This window comes from Streptomyces sp. NPDC047971, assembly GCF_040653355.1.
In the GTDB taxonomy this organism is placed as follows: domain Bacteria; phylum Actinomycetota; class Actinomycetes; order Streptomycetales; family Streptomycetaceae; genus Streptomyces.
This window is the reverse complement of sequence record NZ_JBEZNW010000027.1, coordinates 27287-45315: the sequence shown is the minus strand read 5'-3', so window position 1 is coordinate 45315 and position 18029 is coordinate 27287. Positions and strand designations below refer to the sequence as shown.

The following is an 18029-nucleotide window of genomic DNA, read 5'->3' as shown; positions in this document are numbered from 1 at the left end:
CCATGTGCAACAGTCATTGCGCATATCGCTTATTGCTGTCTAACATCCGGGCCAACGCCGGGTCAATGGACCCGCATGATCCACGAGGAGTCCGCCCGTGACCGGAGCCCCGCCCGTGGACGCGCCGCCCGTGGACGTCGTCTGCCTCGGCGAGTCCATGGTCACCTTCCTGCCCTCCCGGCCGGGCCGCCTCGCCGACGCCCCCTCGTTCGCCCGCACCATCGGCGGCGCCGAGTCCAACGTCGCATGCGCGCTGGCCGCGGCGGGGCACCGGGCGAAGTGGGTGAGCCGGGTGGGCGCCGACGGCTTCGGCGACCACCTGGTGGAGGCGATCGGGGCGTACGGGGTCGACGTGACCGCGGTGCGGCGGGACACCGAGCGGCCGACGGGCCTCTACTTCCGCACCGCCACGGACCGGGCGACCGCCGGGCACGAGGTCGCGTACTACCGGGCCGGGTCGGCCGCGTCGGCGATGTCGCCGGCGACCGTGCCGTACGACTCCGTCGCGGACGGGCGCGTGCTCCACCTGTCCGGGATCACCGCGGCGCTGTCGGACGACTGTCTGGCGCTGACGCGCTCGCTGACCGCGCCGAGGGCGGGCCGGCCGCTCGTCTCCTTCGACGTGAACTTCCGGCCGGGGCTCTGGCCGGACGCGCCGGCCGGCGGGCGGGTGCTCCTCGACCTGGCGCGCGGCGCGGACGTGGTGTTCGTGGGGGAGGACGAGGCCGAGGAAGCCTGGGGCGTCGTGGGAGCGGAGGCCGTACGGGCCGCGCTGCCGCAGCCGCGGATCCTCGTGGTGAAGCGGGGCGCCGCGGGCGCCGTCGTGTTCGCGCACGGACCGAAGGCCCCCGGGCAGGCCGCTGCGGACCTCGTCACCACCGTCCCCGCCCCCCGCGTCGACGTCGTCGCGGCCGTCGGGGCCGGGGACGCCTTCGCCGCCGGGTTCCTCTCGGGCACCCTTCGGGGACTGTCCGTACCGGACCGGATCCGCCACGGCCACCTCATGGCCGCCGCCACCCTCACCGTCCCCGGGGACCTCGGCGCCCCGCCCGCCCGTCACCCGGCCGGCACTCCTGGCGCGACCGCCCCCCGGCACAACTCGTGGATCGCACACGCCGACCGGCTGGTCGCCCTCGACGACGAGAGCTGGGGGAGACTGCACCTCGGCCCCGGCTGGACGGGGGACGACCAGGAGGTACGTACGCCATGAGCCAGACCGTCGACCGCGCGCTGAGCATCCTGCCGCTGCTCGCCCAGGGCCCCGCCGACCTCGGCCAGGTCGCCGACCGGCTCGGGGTGCACAAGTCCACCGCGCTCCGGCTGCTGCGCACCCTGCACGAGCACGGTCTCGTCTACCGCCAGCAGGACCAGCGCTACCGCCTCGGCGCCCGCCTCTTCGCGCTCGCCCAGGAAGCCGTCGAGAACCTCGACATCCGCGAGATCGCCCACCCCCACCTCACCGCGCTCAACGAGCAGATCGGGCACACCGTCCACCTCGCGGTCCACGAGGAGGGCGAGGTCCTCTACATCGACAAGGTCGAGAGCCGCTACCCGGTCCGGATGTACTCCCGCATCGGCAAGCCCGTCGCGATCACCGTCGCCGCCGTCGCCAAGCTGCTGCTCGCCGACCTCCCCGAGCCCGAGCGGCGCGCCATCGCCGCCAAGCTCGACTACCCCATGTACACGCCCCGTTCGATCCCCAACGCCGCCGCCTTCCTCAAGGAGCTGGCGACCGTACGCGAACAGGGCTGGGCCACCGACCTCGGTGGCCACGAGGAGTCCATCAACTGCATCGGCGCCCCCATCCGCGGCGCCGACGGCCGCGTCGTCGCCGCCATGTCGGTCTCGGCGCCCAATGTGGTCGTGACCGCCGAGGAACTCCTCACCCTGCTCCCGCTGGTGCGCCGCACCGCCGACGCCATCAGCCGGGACTACTCAGGCAACACCGCTACCAAGGACCGGACATGACCGAGAAGATCGCCCTGACCCCCGCCACCCACACCGCCCCGCCCGCGAAGTTCTCGCACGGCGTCAAGAAGGGCAACATCCTCCAGGTCGCCGGCCAGGTCGGCTTCCTCCCCGCCGTCGAGGGCCAGGCGCCCACGCCGGCCGGGCCCACCCTGCGCGAGCAGACCCTCCAGACCTTCGCCAACGTCAAGGCGATCCTGGAGGAGGGGGGCGCGAGCTGGGACGACGTCATGATGATGCGCGTCTACCTCACCGACGTCGACCACTTCGCCGAGATGAACGAGATCTACAACGCGTACTTCGAGGAGCAGGGCCTCAAGGCGCCCGCCTCGGCCCGCACGACGGTATACGTCGGCCTCCCCCAGGGTCTCCTCATCGAGATCGACGCCCTCGCGGTCCTCGGCTGACCCGGACTGATCTTCCTGAAACCGCCGCTCCACGGCACGGCGTCCGCCCCCGGACGCCGTGCCGCGCTCCCCCCTACCCAAAAACGAGGTCCCCCTTGCTGCTCGCCGCCGCACCCCCCGCCGCCGAGACCCCACCCCACACCGGTGGTCTTCTGCCGCTGATCCCGGGCACCGCAGGACTGCTCACCGTCGCCGCGCTCGGTATCGCCCTCCTCCTCTTCCTGATCATCAAGGTCAGGCTGCAGCCCTTCGTCGCGCTGCTCGCCGTCTCGATCAGCGTCGGCCTCGCCGCGGGCCTCTCGGTCACCGAGCTCTTCGGCACGGTCCAGCGTTCCGCCGCCACCTCCGTCATCGAGACCGGCATGGGCGGCATCCTCGGCCATGTCGCGATCATCATCGGCCTCGGCACCATGCTGGGCGCGATACTCGAGGTCTCCGGCGGCGCCGAGGTGCTGAGCAGCCGCCTGCTGGGCCTCTTCGGCGAGAAGCGGGCGCCGCTCGCGATGGGTCTCACCGGACTGATCTTCGGCATCCCGGTCTTCTTCGACGTCGGCATCTTCGTCCTCGCGCCGATCGTCTACGTGGCCGCCAAGCGGTCCGGCAAATCGATCCTCCTCTACTGCATGCCGCTCCTCGCGGGTCTCTCCATGACCCACGCCTTCCTTCCGCCGCACCCCGGTCCCGTCGCCGCCGCCGGACTGCTGCACGTCTCGCTCGGCTGGGTCATCCTCATGGGCATCGTCGTCGGCATCCCCGCCGTCCTCGCCGCCTGGGCCTACGCCTCCTGGATCGGCAAGCGCATCTTCGTCGCGGTCCCGCAGGACATGGTGGAGGCCGCGGAGGACGCCAAGGCGCAGGTCGCGGCCGAGCGCAAGGACGGTGCCTCCGAGGCGCCCGTCCCCCTCGCCACCGTGCTCCTCATCATCGGTACGCCGCTGGTCCTCATCCTCGCCGCGACGTTCTCCTCCATCGCCCTGGACGAGTCGACCACCCGCTCCGTGATCGAGTTCTTCGGCAACCCCTTCGTCGCCCTGACCATCGCGCTGTTCCTCGCGTACTACCTGCTCGGCATCAAGCGCGGCTGGTCCCGCAAGTCCCTGGAGCAGGTGTCCACGTCGTCGCTGAAGCCGGTCGGCAACATCCTGCTGGTGGTCGGCGCCGGCGGGGTCTTCGGCGCGGTCCTCAAGGCGAGCGGCGTCGCCCAGGCGCTCTCCGACACCTTCAACGACGTCGGCCTGCCCGTGATCGTCCTCGCCTACCTGATATCCCTCGTCCTGCGGGTCGCGCAGGGCTCGGCGACCGTCGCCATCGTCACCACGGCCGGAATCGTCCTGCCGCTGGTCGAGGGCGGCGACCACTCGCAGGCGTTCCTCGCCCTGGTCATCATGGCCATCTCGGCCGGCTCGATCTTCGCCTCGCACGTCAACGACGGCGGCTTCTGGATCGTCAGCAAGTACTTCGGCATCTCGGAGCGCGACACCCTCAAGTCCTGGACCGTCCTGGAGTCCGTGCTCTCGCTCGCCGGGTTCGCGGTCGCGGCCGCCCTCAGCCTGGTGGTCTAGGGGGTCGTCACACGTCACGCCCGTCGTGGGCGTGGCCCGCTTGACCGGCCGGGTCGGCGGCTGCAGAGTCGGGATGCGGCACCGCGGCGGTGCCGCACTCCTCTGCCGGCCGGCCCCTCGCCCCCTGGTGGCGAGCCGCCCTGACACCCAGGAGCGACTGACCCGATGGTCCTCGACCTGGTGCTGATCGGCACGGCCATCACCCTGGGGCCTCTGCACAACAGCGCCTTCATCCTGCTGCTCTCCTCGCGGCGCGGCGTGCGTCAGGGTCTGGCGTTCCTGCTGTCCTGGCTGGCCAATCTGGTGGCGGTGATCGCTGTCGTGGTGCTGCTGACCGGCGGTCAGCCGCCGGCCCGGCACACCGCGCCCTCGACCGCCGCCGTCGCGGCGAAGCTCGCCATCGGCGTGGCGCTGGTGCTGTACGGCGCGTACCGCCGCCGCAGGCCGCCCCGCCCGCACGGTCCGCCGCGCTGGACCGCCCGGATCGACAACGCGTCCCCGGCCACGGCAGCCGGTCTCGCATGGCTGCTGCAGCCCTGGGCGCTGGTCGGCGCCGGCGCCGCCACCGCCCTCGACGCACACCTCTCCACCGTCACCGACTGGCTCGTCCTGGCCGGCTACTGCCTGCTGGCCACGCTCAGCCTGGTCGTCATGGAGATGTACGCGGTCTGGAGGCCGGCGAGCGCGAACGCCCGCCTGAACGCCCTGCGGACCTGGCTGGAGCGGCACCAGGAACAGCTGGTCGTCACGCTCTCCCTGCTGATCGGCCTGTGGCTGACGGCCCGGAGCATCTACGAACTGGTCAGCTGAGGCCGACGGCGCGGGCGCCCCGGTCGTCGAGCGGGGGCGTCCCGGGAATCCCGGGGCGCCCCCGTCCGCGCGTCAGGCGGTGCAGTACTGCGATGCCTTGCCGATGGAGCGGTACATGCAGTCGGCGTTCTCCAGGAGCTGGAGGACGGCGTCCTTGTTACGGCTCGTCTCACGCTCGATCACCTCGTCCGGCGGGTAGAAACCGCCGTTCCAGGACGAGGCCGGGTACATCTCGAAGGTGTATCCGAAGATCTTCTGCGAGCCCCAGAGGTAGTCGTCGATCGACCCGTCCGTGATGTAGAGGTCGCTCGACTGCTCGGCCGTGTAGCCGTTGCTCGCGGCCATCTTCTGACCGACGGCCGCGAAGGCGTCACGGTCGTCCTGGGTCATCCCCGGCGCGGTGTTCGCGGTGGTCCAGCCGTACGGCCAGAGCACCAGCTCGCTGTAGGTGTGGAAGTCGATCCCCGCCTTGATCTGCTGCTTTCCGCCCACCACACGGGAGCGGACGAAGTCGGCGACGACCTTCACCTCGGGGGCCGACTCGGGAGCCGCGCCCCGGTACGTCTCGGAGCTCTTGCTGCCCGAGGACCCGCCGCAGCAGCCCCACTTGTAGTCCCAGTTGCGGTTCATGTCCGTGCCGACGTAGCTGGAACCGGAGTTCGGCTGCCGGTTCTTGCGCCAGCTGCGGTACGAGCCGGTGGCGATGTCGTACTCGCCGCCGTCCGGGTTGAGGTCCGGCACGATCCAGATCTCGCGGCCGTTGACCACGTTGGTGATCCGGGAGTCCGTGCCGTAACCGGCCCCCAGCTCGCGCAGCAGGTAGAGGGCCATCTCGACGGTCAGGTGCTCGCGGGCGTGCTGATGGTGGGTGAAGAGGACCTCGGGCTCGGCCTCGTCCGTGCCCACGTTGTCGCTGATCTTGATGGCGACGATGTCCCGGCCCTGGTACGTCTTGCCGATGACCCGCTTGCTCATGATGGACGGGTACTGGGCGAGGCGCTGGTCGATCTCCGCGTTCATCTCGGCGAAGTTGTGATACCGGGAGTCGGCGGTCGGGAAGTCGAAGGGCTGCGCCGACAGACCCTTGACCGAGCGGTCGGGCGGGGCCGGCAGCGCCTCCGGGCGGTGGCCGAGCGCGCGGAGCTTGCGCAGCTGGGCGGAGTTGGCGCTGACGACGACGCTGTGGTCGTCCGTCTCGTCGATGGAGACGCCGGTCGCGGCGAGCGCGGTGCGTTCGGCGACGGTGGACGGGCCGTGGATCTCGTACTGGCGGATCACTTCCTCGGTGGCGGCGGTCGGCTCCGAGTCGGCTCCGGCCTGGTACGCGCCTGCGGAGAGGGGCGCCGCGAGGGCGAGCGCCAGAAGGGCCGCGAGGGTGGCGGACCTTCTTCCGCGGGTTCGAAGTCGCATGCTGTCTCCTGGGTGGGGAGTGTGGGGGTGTGCGACAAGCTGTGCGGGGTGTCCGGGCACATCGTCCGATGCTGACATGGACGGGTCAAGACGAAGTTCGGACACGCCCTCTTGTGCTGTCGCTTCGCACACGCTTGGGTGACTGGGCCAACCAGCAGATCACAGCGGACGGGTGAAAGGCGGTCGGACATGGCGGAGGTCGCTCGGGAGGAGGGCACCGGTGACGCCGTCGCGCGCCCGCGCAAGGCCGGGTGGCGGTACATCGGCCCCGGCATCGTGGTCGCGGCCACCGGCGTCGGCGCGGGGGACCTGGTCGCGACGCTGATCGCGGGCTCGAAGTTCGGCTACACCCTGCTCTGGGCCGCCGTGATCGGCTGCCTCGTCAAGATCTCCCTCGCCGAGGCGGCGGGCCGCTGGCATCTGGCCACCGGCCGTACCCTCTTCGACGGCTGGCGCAGCCTCGGTTCGTGGACCACCGTCTACTTCGTCGGCTACGTCGTCGTCTGGGGCTTCGTCTACGGAGCGGCGGCGATGTCGTCCAGCGCCCTGCCGCTCGGGGCGCTCTTCCCCGGCCTCCTGGACCTCAAGGTCTGGGCGGTGCTGTGCGGTCTTGTCGGCCTGGTCTTCGTCTGGTTCAACCGGTACGCCGTCTTCGAGAAGGTCATGACCGTCCTGGTCGGCGTGATGTTCGTGGTCACCGTCTACCTGGCCGTCCGGGTCACTCCCCACCTCGGTGACGCCGTCGCCGGTCTGGTCCCGGTCCTCCCCGACGGCTCCCTCGTCTACACGCTCGGCCTGATCGGCGGCGTCGGCGGCACCATCACGCTCGCCGCGTACGGCTACTGGATCAACGCCAAGGGCTGGCGGGACAGCGGCTGGATGAAGGTGATGCGGCTCGACAACCGCGTCGCCTACGTCACCACCGGCATCTTCGTCGTCGCGATGCTCTTCGTCGGCGCCGAGCTGCTGCACTCCTCCGGCGTCGCGCTCGCCAAGGGGGACAAGGGACTGCTCGACCTCAGCGCCGTCCTCTCCGAGCGGTACGGGAGCGCCACCGCCAAGCTCTTCCTGATCGGGTTCTTCGCCACCTCCTTCACCTCGCTCATCGGGGTCTGGCACGGAGTCAGCCTGTTGTTCGCCGACTTCGTCGCGCACTACCGGCCCTCCCTCGTGCCCGCCGGCACGGAGCGCGACAGGTCGCTGCCGTTCCGCGCGTACCTCCTCTGGCTGACCTTCCCGCCGATCTCCCTGCTCTTCCTCGACCAGCCGTTCGGCCTCGTCATCGTGTACGGCGTCGTCGGCGCCTTCTTCATGCCGTTCCTGGCGCTGACCCTGCTGGGGCTCCTCAACTCCTCCCGGACGCCCGCCGAGTGGCGCAACGGGCCGCTGAGCAACACGATGCTCGCCGCGGCCGGGCTGCTGTTCGTGGTGCTGTGCGTCCAGCAGGTGCGCGACCTCCCCTGGTGACTCCGCCCGCTCCCCGGCGGGCCCGGGCCGCTTCGGCGATACTGTCCCCCGTGGGGATGCTGATCGGCACGTACGAGATCGAGCGGAAGCTCGGTGAGGGCGGCATGGGGACCGTCTGGCTGGCGCGCTCGCGCGGCGGCCGCGCCGTCGCCGTGAAGGTGGCCCGGCCGGAACTCGCCGCCGACCCGGGCTTCCGCGAGCGCTTCCGTGCCGAGATCGCCGCGGCCCGCCGGGTCGGCGGCTTCCACACGGCGCAGGTCGTCGACGCCGACCCCGACGCGGAGGCGCCCTGGCTCGCCACCGCCTACGTCGCCGGACCCACCCTCGCCGGACTCGTCGCCGCCGAGGGGCCGATGGACGAGCGGCGGCTCCGGGCTCTGGGCGCGGCGCTCGCCGAGGCCCTGGAGGCCATCCACGCCTGCGGGCTGGTCCACCGGGACCTCAAGCCCGGCAACATCGTCATGGCCGCCGACGGGCCCCGTGTCCTGGACTTCGGGATCGCCCGGGCCCTGGAGTCGACCCGGCTCACCGCCACCGGAACCGCCTTCGGGACCCCCGGCTACCTCGCCCCCGAGCAGGCCCTCGGGGAGGAGGTGACGGGCGCCGCCGACGTGTTCGCCCTGGGCGGTGTCCTCGTGGCGGCCGCCGGCGGCAGGGCGTTCGGGGACGGCACGCCGATGGGCCTCATGTACCGCACCGTCCACGAGGCGCCCGACCTGTCGAGCGTCCCCGCCGCCCTGGCCGGTCTGGTCGGCGCCTGCCTCGCCAAGAGCCCGTCGTCCCGGCCCTCCCCGGGCCGGATCCTGGACGAACTGGTGCGCGGGGACGGGGTGGCGGACGCCCTGCCACCCCTGGACGCGCCACGGCCCGACGTCCCACCGGTCGACGCACCCCCGCCCGGCGTGTCGCCGGTCGACGCGTCGCCTGTCGACGCCCGCCCGCTCGACGCCCGCCCCCTCGACGCGTCCCCGGTCGACCGGAGGCCGACCCACGTGCCGGCGTCCCCCGTGCGGGCGCCCCATGCGCCGCCGACCGTCGTGGCCGAAGCGGGGACGCCCTCGCCCGTGGCGGACGCCGTCCCCCTTCCCGCGCTGCCGACCATGCCCGTCCGGCCGCCCGAGCCCGCCCCCGCGCTGATCATCGCCGACAGCGACTGCGCGCTCGTCGCCGACGCCGACGGCGTCCACTTCGAACTCCACGGAGAGGAAGCCGAGTTCGAGTGGGACGAGATCGGCTCGGTGGAGTACGAGTCGGAGCGGTGGGGCCGGCGCCTGCGCGTCGTCGTCACGCTGCGCGACGGCAGCGCCTACACCTGCGAGATCGGCGGCAGGGCCGCCCTCGTACAGGAGTGGATGGACCGGATGGACCGGGTGCTCGACCGCTACCTGCAGGGGTGACCTCCTCGCCCGGTCGGGGAACGCGGACAGCGCCGCCAGGGGAGTGGCGGCGCTGTCGTCGTACACCGGTCCGGCGTCGTCCGCCGGTCCCGGCTACGGCAGGTTGTGGACGTGCGGTCCGACGGCGTTGGACCAGGCGTTGCCGGCCGTCGCGTCCCAGTTGGTCGACCAGGTCATGGCGCCGCGCAGGTTCGGCCAGGTCTGCGAGGGCTTGAAGGAGCCGCAGTTGGTGCCGCGGGTCAGGCAGTCCAGCGCGTTCTTCACGATCGACGGGTCGACGTAGCCGCTGCCCGCGCCGCGGGTCGAGGCCGGCACGCCGAGGCCGACCTGGGAGGCGTCGAGGCCGCCCTGGAGCTGGATGCAGGCGAGCGCGGTGAGGAAGTCCACCGAGCCCTGGCTGTACACCTTGCCGTCGCAGCCGAGCATCGAACCGCTGTTGTAGTACTGCATGTTGACGACGGTCAGGATGTCCTTCACGGCCAGCGCGGTCTTGAAGTACTCGGTGCCCGTGTTCTGCATGTCGATGGTCTGCGGGGCCATCGTCAGGACCATCGACGAACCCGCCTTGGCGGAGAGCTGGCGCAGCGCCTTCGTCAGGTACGTGGAGTTGATGCCGTGCTCCAGGTCGATGTCGACCCCGCTGAAGCCGTACTCCTGCATCAGGGCGTACGTGCTCTCCGCGAAGGCGGTCGCCGAGGCGTCACTGTTGATGGTGACGTTCCCCTTCTCACCGCCGACCGAGATGATGACCGATTTGCCGGCCGCCTTCTTCGCGGCGATGTCGGCCTTGAAGTCGGCGACCGAGGCGTAGCCGACGGCCGGGTCGAGGTTGAAGACGATCTGGCCGGGCGTGGCCGTCGAGTCGGCGAAGGAGACGGCGATGATGTCGTACTGCGCCTGGACGTCCCGCAGCTTCTGGACGGTCGCCCCGTTGTTGAAGTTCTGCCAGTAGCCGGTCAGGGCGTGCTTGGGGACCGAGGGGCCGGGGCCCGGGTTGGTCGTACGGGCCGAGACGGCCGTCGACTTGGCCGACTCGCCGGCGGCGTTGGTCGCCGAGACCTGGAACTGGTACGTCGTGTTGGCCGCGAGGCCCGTCACGGTGGCGGAGGTTCCGGAGACGGTCTGCGCCAGGGCGCCGTCCCGGTACACCTTGTAGCCGGTGGCGCCGGAGACCGCGTTCCAGCTCAGCCCGACCGAGGAGGACGTGATCGAGCCGGTGGCGAGGCCGGCCGGGGTGGCCGGGACGACCGGGTCGGGGTCGACCGGGCCGCCGCCGTCCGGGCCGAAGACGGAGACGTCGTCGACGTGGTAGGCGGCCTGGCCGTACCAGCCGTGGGTGTAGACGGTCACCTGGGTGGTGCTCGCGCCCGTGGTGAAGGAGGTGGTCAGCTGCTTCCAGGACGGGCTGTCGGGAGTCCAGGTGGAGACGTCCGTGGTCCCTGTGCCGGTCGCGCCGAGGTAGGCGTACCCGCCCTGCACCCAGGCGCTGAGGGTGTACGTCGAGTTGGGCTTGACGGTGACGACCTGGCTGCACCGGGCGTTGTCCTGGCCGGCCGGGGTCGCCTTGAGCGCGCCGGCGCCCGTCCGCACGGGCGAGGAGACCGCGGAGCCGCTGCCCGCCGTACAGGTCCAGTTGGCGGTGCCGGACTCGAAGCCCGCGTTCTTCGCCACGTTGACGTCCGCGGCCTGGGCGGTGCCTGCGCCGCCGACGAGGACGAGCCCGGAACCGACGGCCAGCGCGAGGGCGCCGCCGATCCATCTGCGGGAGCGTGTGGTGGTGCGGTCCACTTGCTGCCTCCGGAGGGGGAGTTGGGGGTGTGGAGGGTCGGAACGGTGGCCACCGCTGAGGGAACAAGCTGGTCCAGACCAATCGAGTTGTCAAGACCTCTGGAGGGAGCGGGGGGCGGGCGGCGAGGTCGGCGTGTGGGCCCTGGGGCCCACCGCCCACCCGGTCCAGGCCCAGGTCCGGGCCGACGCAAGGGCCGTGCGGGCCCAGAAATCTCCTGGCGCTTGGCGGATTGTGTGTTCACCAGCCCACGGTCCGTGGATAAGGTGCGATAGCACCGCGCTGTGCAGTAACGCAGTGAACGCAGTGAGTCATGGGGACATGGGGACGGGGAGCCCGACGTGCCGACAGCGATCGCGGTCACCAGTGCCGATCTGGTGCTGCCACCGACCGACCAGCAGACGCCCACCGCCGCCGTCCTGCCGGCGCCGGGGACCCAGCCCCTGGCCGCCGCGGTCGCCGACCTCCAACTGCTCCTCGACCGGTACGGCCATGTGATCGTGGTCTGCCCGAGCTCCGTACCGTCCGCCACGGAGCAGCGCCTGCACGCCGTGCGGTCCCTCCTGGAGAGCGACCGGATCGCCCTGGTCAAGACCGATCTGCCGCCGCTCGGCGCAGCCGTCCTGGCCCGACAGCTACGGCAGCTGTCCGCCTGCGACTTCAGCCCCGGCGTCATCGCCTCCGCCGCACGGCTGCTCACCCACTACATCTACGCGGGGGCCGTCCTCGGCTCCGTCGCCAAGCTCGACCGCGTACCGGTGAGCCTCAAGTCCCACCTCAAGGGATGGCTGCCGGGCGCCCAGTTCGCGGTCCTCGCCGGGCCCGTTCCCGAGCTCGTCCGGATCGTGCCGGGCGCCGAGCCGCCCGCCGGACCCGAGTTCGCCACCCAGCTCGTCCTGGCCCGCGGACAGCTCCCGACCGAATGGCCCACCGGCACCCTCGCACCCCGCTGGCGGGTCCAGGGCGTCCAGGAGGCACCGCTGCCCGCGGAGTCACCGCGCTGGTGGGGCACCGGCCGACTGGTCGAGTTCGCCGCCCACATCCCTGACATCGCGGTCCTCCACCACCTGGTCTCCTCCGTGCGCCGCGAGATCTGCCACTGGTGCCGGATGGAACTCATCGGCGACCGCTGCGGGTTCTGCTCCGCCCCCCTGCCCGCCACCGCACCGCCCGCCGCCTCGGCCGAGCCCCGGGCGCTCACTTCCCCTGTCCGCTGAGTCACACGGAACCGATCGAGGTTGTACGGCATGAATTCCCGCCAGCGCCGTGGCGTCCTGCTTCTGCTGCTGTCCGTCCTGTGTGCCCTGGGCGCCTTCGCCGGAGTCCTGTCGGTGATCGGTGACGTCAACTCCAAGGTCGGCCCCGAGGTGAAGGCGTACCAGGTCAGCAAGGACGTGGCGCCCTACACCCCGCTGAGCGCCGGGCAGTTCGAGGAGATCTCGATGCCCGAGCGCTGGCTCTCGGACAACGCCGTCACCGACCTCGCGCAGATAGAGGGCAAGATCGCCGTCACCACCCTCCGGGCCGGTTCCCTGCTCCAGTCCGACATGATCGTCAAGCGTCCGGCGCTCCAGCCCGGCCAGCAGGAGATCGCCATCATGATCGACGCGGCCACGGGGGTCGCCGGCAAGATCACCGCGGGCGCCACCGTCAACATCTACGCCACCTTCGACGGCGAGAAGGACGGGCAGCCCGCCCAGTCCAAGATGATCGTCGCCAACGCCCGCGTCCTCGACGTCGGCAAGCTCACCCCCATCAGCGACCCCGACAACCGGAGCAGCCGCGACACCGAGGCCGTCCCGATCACCTTCGCGCTCTCCACCCTCGACACCCAGCGCGTCGCCTACGCCGAGTCCTTCGCCCAGCACGTACGCCTCGCCCTCGTCGCACCCGGCGGCGAAACCGCGGTCGACCCGCGCGACCGCACCTACACGCTCGACAAGGACAAGTGAGGCCGGTCATGACCACGAGGATCCTGCCGGCCGTCGCCGACCCCGACGCGGCCCGGGCCGTCACCACCCTGCTCAGCCAGCTCCCCGACGCCGAACCCGCCGCCCCCGTCGCCGACTCCACCCACCTTCTCGACACCCTCGCCCGGCTGGCCGCCGAGTCCCTCGACGAGCTGCCCGAAGTCGTCGTCGTCCACGAGCGGATCGGCCCGGTCCCGGCCCTCGAACTCATCCGCGAGGTCGCGCTCCGCTTCCCCGCCGTCGGCGTCGTCCTCATCACCTCCGACGCCAGCCCCGTCCTCTTCTCGGCCGCCATGGACTCCGGCGCCCGCGGCCTGGTCACCCTCCCCCTCGGCTACGAGGAACTGGCCAGCCGGGTCCAGGCCGCCGCCCAGTGGTCCGTCGGAGTCCGCCGGCACCTCGGCAGCGGCGCCGACGCCCTCACCGGACCCGGAGGCACCGTCGTCACCGTCAGCGGAGCCAAGGGCGGCGTCGGAACCACCGTCACCGCCGTCCAGCTGGCCCTCGCCTCCCGAGCCTCGGGCCGCAACGTCGCCCTGGTCGACATGGACCTCCAGGGCGGTGACATCGCCTCCTACCTCGACGTCCAGTTCCGCCGCTCCGTCGCCGACCTCGCGGCCGTCGACGACATCTCGCCCCGGGTCCTCCAGGACGCCGTCTTCACCCACGAGACCGGCATCGCCCTGCTCCTCGCCCCCGGCGAGGGCGAACGCGGCGAGGACGTCCCCGACCGCGCCGCCCGCAAGATCGTCGGCGCGCTGCGCTCCCGCCACGACGTCGTGGTCATCGACTGCGGCACCCATCTCACCGGCGCCGGTGCCGTCGCCGTCGAGATGGCCGACACGGCGCTCCTGGTCACGACCCCCGACGTGGTCGCGGTACGGGCCGCCAAGCGGACCGTGCGGATGTGGGACCGGCTCCAGATCCGCAAGGCGGAGGAGAGCACCGTCCTGGTGAACCGCTACACGCGCTCCACCGAGATCCAGCCCGCCCTCATCCAGAAGATCACCGGGACCCGGATCGCGGGCGTCACGGTCCCCGCCAACTTCAAGGAGCTCCAAGGCGTCGTCGACGCCGGCCGCATGCACGAACTCGACGCCCGGTCCAGCGTGAAGCAGGCCCTGTGGTCGCTCGCCGGCGAGCTGGGCCTGGTCGGGACACCCGGGGCAGCCGCACAGCGCGCCGCGATCGGCCCGGGCCCGGGCGCGGGGAAGCAGCTCGCCCTCACGCGCGGGGACGACCGCGGATCGCTGGGGCTGCGCCGCCGCGGGAAAGGTCGCTGAGCCATGCCCGCGTACCGGGACGCGCCGATCCGCGACAGGGGACAGGTGGCCGTCGAGTTCCTCGGCATGGTGCCGCTCATCCTGCTCACGCTCGTCCTGCTCTGGCAGGCCGTCCTGGTCGGCTACACCTTCACCCTCGCCGGCAACGCGGCCGACGAGGCGGTACGCGCGGGCGCCGTCGACGGCGACTGCCGGGCGGCCGGGACGCGTCACCTGGACGGGGCGTGGGCCTCGGGCGCCTCGGTGTCCTGCGGCCCGTCCGGCTCGGGGGACATGGTGACCGCGACCGTACGCCTCAAGGTGCCGGTGCTGTTCCCCGGCGCGATCAGCTTCCCCTTCACCGTGACCGGTGAGGCCGGAGCCGTCAGGGAAGAGGGGGAGGGGCCGTGAGGAGACGTGACCGGGGCCAGGTGGCGATCGAGTACCTCGGCTTCCTCCCCATCCTGCTGCTCGTCGCCCTCGCCGGTATCCAACTCGGAATCGCCGCATACGCCGCCCAGCAGGCGGGCACCGGAGCACGCGCCGCCGCCCGGGCCGCCACCCACGACGACATGACGCTCGCCCCGGGCGCGGCCGGCAGGGCGGCCATGAGCGACTGGATCGCCGCACGCGCGGGAGTCGACGTCGACGCGGGCGGCGACCAGGCCGTGGCGACCGTCACCGTACGGATCCCGTCCGTCGTCCCCTTCTGGGACTTCGGCGACGTCCGCAGGAGCGCCACCCTGCCCCTGCCCGAGGAGGACGAGTCATGAGCCTGCGGTCCCGCATCAGCGCCCCCGAGGAGAACGGCCCCGGAGGACGCGAGGACGGCCATCTCGTCGCGTCCTTCCGCGCCAAGCTCCTGGAGGAGATCGACCTCACCGAGATGTCGGCCCTCGCCGCCGCCGAGCGACGCGCCCGCCTCGAACGCGTCCTCGGACACATCATCAGCCGCGAGGGCCCCGTCCTGTCCACCGTCGAGCGGGCCCAGCTCATCCGCCGCGTCGTCGACGAGGCGCTCGGCCTCGGCGTCCTCGAACCCCTCCTCGAAGACGCCTCCATCACCGAGATCATGGTCAACGGACCCGACCAGATCTTCATCGAGCGGGCCGGCCGGGTCGAACTGCTGCCGCTCCGCTTCGCCTCCCACGAACAGCTGATGCAGACCATCGAACGCATCGTCTCCACCGTCAACCGACGCGTCGACGAGTCCAACCCGATGGTCGACGCCCGGCTGCCGTCCGGCGAGCGCGTCAACGTCATCATCCCGCCGCTCTCCCTCACCGGCGCGACGCTGACCATCCGCCGCTTCCCCCGCGCGTACACCCTGCGCGAGATGATCGGCCTCGGCTCGCTCGACGAACAGATGCTGTTCCTGCTCGCGGGACTCGTCCAGGCGAAGTTCAACGTGATCGTGTCCGGCGCGACCGGCACCGGAAAAACCACCCTCCTCAACGCGCTCTCGGGACTGATCCCGGAGGGCGAACGGGTCATCACCATCGAGGACTCCGCCGAACTCCAGCTCCAGCAGTCCCACGTCATCCGCCTCGAAAGCCGGCCCCCGAACATCGAGGGCCGGGGCCAGGTCACCATCCGCGACCTCGTCCGCAACTCCCTGCGCATGCGCCCCGACCGCATCATCGTCGGCGAGGTCCGCGGCGGCGAGACCCTCGACATGCTCCAGGCGATGTCCACCGGACACGACGGCTCCCTCGCCACCGTCCACGCCAACTCGGCCGAGGACGCCCTGATGCGGCTCCAGACACTGGCCTCGATGTCCGAGGTCAAAGTCCCCTTCGAGGCGCTCCGCGACCAGATCAACAGCGCCGTCGACGTCCTCGTCCAGCTGACCCGCCACGCGGACGGCACCCGGCGTATCACCGAGATCGCCATCCTGGCGTCGAACGGGCGCGAACGCTTCACCCTCGCCACCGTCTGCCGCTTCCGCGCCCAGCCGCTCGCGGCCGACGGACGGGTCTACGGCGCGTACGCGTACCACCCGCTGCCGCGACGCGTCGCCGACCGGCTCTACCTGGCGGGCCAGCCGATCCCGCAGGCGTTCGGCGTCGCCGCGTCCGACGACCAGCTCGCCACCCGAGAAGCGAAGTAGGAGAGGACGGAGATGAACCCACTCACCTGGCTGGTGACCGGTGTCGCGCTGCTCTGCTGCGTCCTCGCCGTGCTCGGCATCCAGCTGTACGCGAGCGGCGCCGCCCAGCGCGCGGCCCTGGTCGCCCGGCTCGCCCAGACCGGCGAACCGGAGACCGACGGCCGCCGCAGGCGCCGCTTCCGGGGCATCGACCGGCGCCTGCGGCGGACCGCGTTCGGCCGCAGGCTGGAACTGCGGATCTCCGCCACCGGCCTCGACCTGACCCCCGGCGAGTTCGTCGTCGCCATGTCCCTGACCGTGGCCGCCCTGTGGATCGCGGGACAGTCCCTGCTCTCCCCCTTCTTCGGCCCCATCTGCGGCTTCCTCGGCGTGTGGGTCGCCATGGGCTTCCTCAACTGGCAGCGGCAGAAGCGCATCGAGAAGTTCATCAACCAGCTGCCGGAGCTGTCGCGGATCCTCGCCAACGCCACCCAGGCGGGACTCGCCCTGCGCATGGCGCTCAGCATGGCCGCCGACGAACTGGAAGCACCCGCGGGCGACGAACTGGAGAAGGTCGCCCAGCAGCTCGCCGTCGGCACCTCCATCGACGACGCCCTCGGCGAACTCGCCGAACGCCTCCCCTCCCGCGAACTCGTCGTCCTCGTCACCACCCTCGTCCTCGCCAACAAGGCCGGCGGCACGGTCGTCGCCTCACTGCGCAACCTCACCGAGACGCTGGAGGAGCGCAAGGAGACCCGGCGAGAGGTCCGCACGCAGCTGTCGCAGGTCAGCATGACGGCGTACGCCGTTCCGGTCATCGGCATCGGCTCGCTGCTCCTCATCGACAACATGCAGCCCGGCGCCCTGGACCGGATGACCGGCTCCGGCATCGGCCAGTTCGCCGTCGTCGCCGCCTTCGCCCTGTACGTCGTCGGCTTCGTCGTCATCCGCCGCTTCTCGAAGATCGACGTCTGAGGGGCTGGACATGGACCTTCTGCTCGCCCTGGCCGCCGCCCTCTCGGTCGCCGGCATCTTCTACGGCATCCGCCTCTACCGCGCGGACGCCAAACTCCCCGACGACCTCCAGCTCGCCCTGGAGGTCGGGTCCACCCGAACCGGAGCGGTGGACTCCGTCGTCGACCGGCTCGGGATGCGCTACTCGGCCGCCGTCCTGCGCGCGATGGGCCCGAAGCGGGTCAACGCCGTACGACGCAGGATCGACCTGGCGGGCAACCCCGGCGGCCTGACCATCGACAGATACGGCGCCCGGCGCGCGGTCTACGGCTTCCTCGGGGGCCTGGGCGGCCTGGTGATGCTCTCCAACGGAGACGTACTGGTCGCCCTCCTGCTCCTCGCCTTCGCCGCCTTCTGGACCGAGGTCGGCATCTGGTCCGCGATCCGCATCCGCAAGGACCAGATCGACCGCACGCTGCCCGACTTCCTCGACGTCCTCGCGGTGGTGGTCTCGGCCGGCCTCGGATTCCGTCAGGCGCTCGACCGGGTGGCCGACAAGTACGAGGGCCCCTGGGCCGACGAACTCAGGATCACCCTGCGCCAGATGGACATGGGAGTCAGCCGCCGCCAGGCGTTCGACGAGCTGCGCCGCCGCAACGACTCCGAACAGGTCGCCCAGTTCGTCACCGCCCTCCAGCAGGGCGAGGAACTCGGCGCGCCCATCGTCGACACCCTCATCCAGATCGCCAACGACATGCGACGGACCGACGCCCAGAACGCCCGGCGGAAGGCGGCGAAAGCGGTCCCCAAGGCGACGATGGTGATCACGACGCTGATGGTCCCGGCCACCATGATCCTGCTGGGCGCGGGGCTGTTCCTCGGGACGGGCACGAACTTCGGCTCGATCACGGGAGAGTGAGGGCCGTGTCCGCACCCGGGGCCGCGGC

17 protein-coding genes are annotated in these 18029 nt (G+C 71.6%); 15 read left to right on the top strand and 2 right to left on the bottom strand.

The window, feature by feature from the left end; translation table 11 throughout:
• Window positions 1-97: 97 nt before the first annotated feature.
• From AB0D99_RS24020 to AB0D99_RS24000, 5 genes are all read left to right on the top strand, one after another.
• Window positions 98-1210, top strand: coding sequence for a sugar kinase (locus tag AB0D99_RS24020; protein ID WP_362365750.1), 1113 nt, complete (start codon window positions 98-100; stop codon window positions 1208-1210).
• On the top strand, window positions 1207-1968 hold the full coding sequence (locus AB0D99_RS24015) for an IclR family transcriptional regulator (protein WP_362365748.1): 762 nt from the start codon (window positions 1207-1209) through the stop codon (window positions 1966-1968). Before AB0D99_RS24020 ends, AB0D99_RS24015 begins: the two co-directional genes overlap by 4 nt.
• Window positions 1965-2375, top strand: a complete 411-nt coding sequence (locus AB0D99_RS24010; protein ID WP_362365745.1) for a RidA family protein — start codon at window positions 1965-1967, stop codon at window positions 2373-2375. Before AB0D99_RS24015 ends, AB0D99_RS24010 begins: the two co-directional genes overlap by 4 nt.
• 95 nt (window positions 2376-2470) lie before the next feature.
• Window positions 2471-3937, top strand: coding sequence for a gluconate:H+ symporter (locus AB0D99_RS24005; RefSeq protein ID WP_362365742.1), 1467 nt, complete (start codon window positions 2471-2473; stop codon window positions 3935-3937).
• 165 nt (window positions 3938-4102) lie between these two features.
• A complete protein-coding gene (locus tag AB0D99_RS24000) occupies window positions 4103-4747 on the top strand; it encodes a GAP family protein (protein WP_362365739.1) in 645 nt (214 codons plus the stop codon).
• 72 nt (window positions 4748-4819) lie between these two features.
• On the opposite strand, the gene AB0D99_RS23995 is transcribed toward AB0D99_RS24000, so the two are convergent.
• Window positions 4820-6157: a M14 family metallopeptidase gene (locus AB0D99_RS23995; RefSeq protein WP_362365736.1), complete on the bottom strand. Its 1338-nt coding sequence runs from the start codon at window positions 6155-6157 to the stop codon at window positions 4820-4822.
• A 189-nt stretch (window positions 6158-6346) separates the two neighbouring features.
• On the opposite strand from AB0D99_RS23995, the gene AB0D99_RS23990 reads away from it, so the two are divergent.
• Together AB0D99_RS23990 and AB0D99_RS23985 are read left to right on the top strand one after the other, a co-directional pair.
• Window positions 6347-7624, top strand: coding sequence for an Nramp family divalent metal transporter (locus AB0D99_RS23990; RefSeq protein ID WP_362365733.1), 1278 nt, complete (start codon window positions 6347-6349; stop codon window positions 7622-7624).
• A gap of 56 nt (window positions 7625-7680) precedes the next feature.
• Complete coding sequence (locus AB0D99_RS23985) at window positions 7681-9021, top strand: protein kinase (protein ID WP_362365932.1); 1341 nt, start codon at window positions 7681-7683, stop codon at window positions 9019-9021.
• A gap of 93 nt (window positions 9022-9114) precedes the next feature.
• Here AB0D99_RS23985 and AB0D99_RS23980 read toward each other — a convergent pair whose 3' ends face one another.
• Window positions 9115-10809: a glycoside hydrolase family 18 protein gene (locus AB0D99_RS23980; RefSeq protein WP_362365730.1), complete on the bottom strand. Its 1695-nt coding sequence runs from the start codon at window positions 10807-10809 to the stop codon at window positions 9115-9117.
• A 339-nt stretch (window positions 10810-11148) separates the two neighbouring features.
• Between AB0D99_RS23980 and AB0D99_RS23975 the strand changes: the two genes are divergently transcribed.
• From AB0D99_RS23975 to AB0D99_RS23940, 8 genes are read left to right on the top strand one after another with little or no spacing between them, the layout of a single operon-like run.
• On the top strand, window positions 11149-12024 hold the full coding sequence (locus AB0D99_RS23975; protein WP_362365727.1) for a hypothetical protein: 876 nt from the start codon (window positions 11149-11151) through the stop codon (window positions 12022-12024).
• A gap of 30 nt (window positions 12025-12054) precedes the next feature.
• Window positions 12055-12759 (top strand): Flp pilus assembly protein CpaB, encoded by a 705-nt coding sequence (gene cpaB / locus AB0D99_RS23970; protein ID WP_362365723.1) that lies wholly within the window; start codon window positions 12055-12057, stop codon window positions 12757-12759.
• 8 nt (window positions 12760-12767) lie between these two features.
• The gene (locus AB0D99_RS23965) at window positions 12768-14060 is read left to right on the top strand and encodes a P-loop NTPase (RefSeq protein ID WP_362365720.1); all 1293 of its coding nucleotides are present in this window, start codon (window positions 12768-12770) and stop codon (window positions 14058-14060) included.
• A gap of 3 nt (window positions 14061-14063) precedes the next feature.
• A complete protein-coding gene (locus AB0D99_RS23960) occupies window positions 14064-14450 on the top strand; it encodes a TadE/TadG family type IV pilus assembly protein (RefSeq protein WP_362365717.1) in 387 nt (128 codons plus the stop codon).
• Window positions 14447-14812, top strand: a complete 366-nt coding sequence (locus AB0D99_RS23955; protein ID WP_362365714.1) for a TadE/TadG family type IV pilus assembly protein — start codon at window positions 14447-14449, stop codon at window positions 14810-14812. The genes AB0D99_RS23960 and AB0D99_RS23955 overlap by 4 nt, the downstream gene beginning before the upstream one ends.
• On the top strand, window positions 14809-16149 hold the full coding sequence (locus AB0D99_RS23950; protein ID WP_362365711.1) for a CpaF family protein: 1341 nt from the start codon (window positions 14809-14811) through the stop codon (window positions 16147-16149). Before AB0D99_RS23955 ends, AB0D99_RS23950 begins: the two co-directional genes overlap by 4 nt.
• A gap of 12 nt (window positions 16150-16161) precedes the next feature.
• The gene (locus AB0D99_RS23945; RefSeq protein WP_362365708.1) at window positions 16162-17103 is read left to right on the top strand and encodes a type II secretion system F family protein; all 942 of its coding nucleotides are present in this window, start codon (window positions 16162-16164) and stop codon (window positions 17101-17103) included.
• A 10-nt stretch (window positions 17104-17113) separates the two neighbouring features.
• Window positions 17114-18001, top strand: coding sequence for a DUF5936 domain-containing protein (locus AB0D99_RS23940; protein ID WP_362365705.1), 888 nt, complete (start codon window positions 17114-17116; stop codon window positions 17999-18001).
• Window positions 18002-18029: the final 28 nt, after the last annotated feature.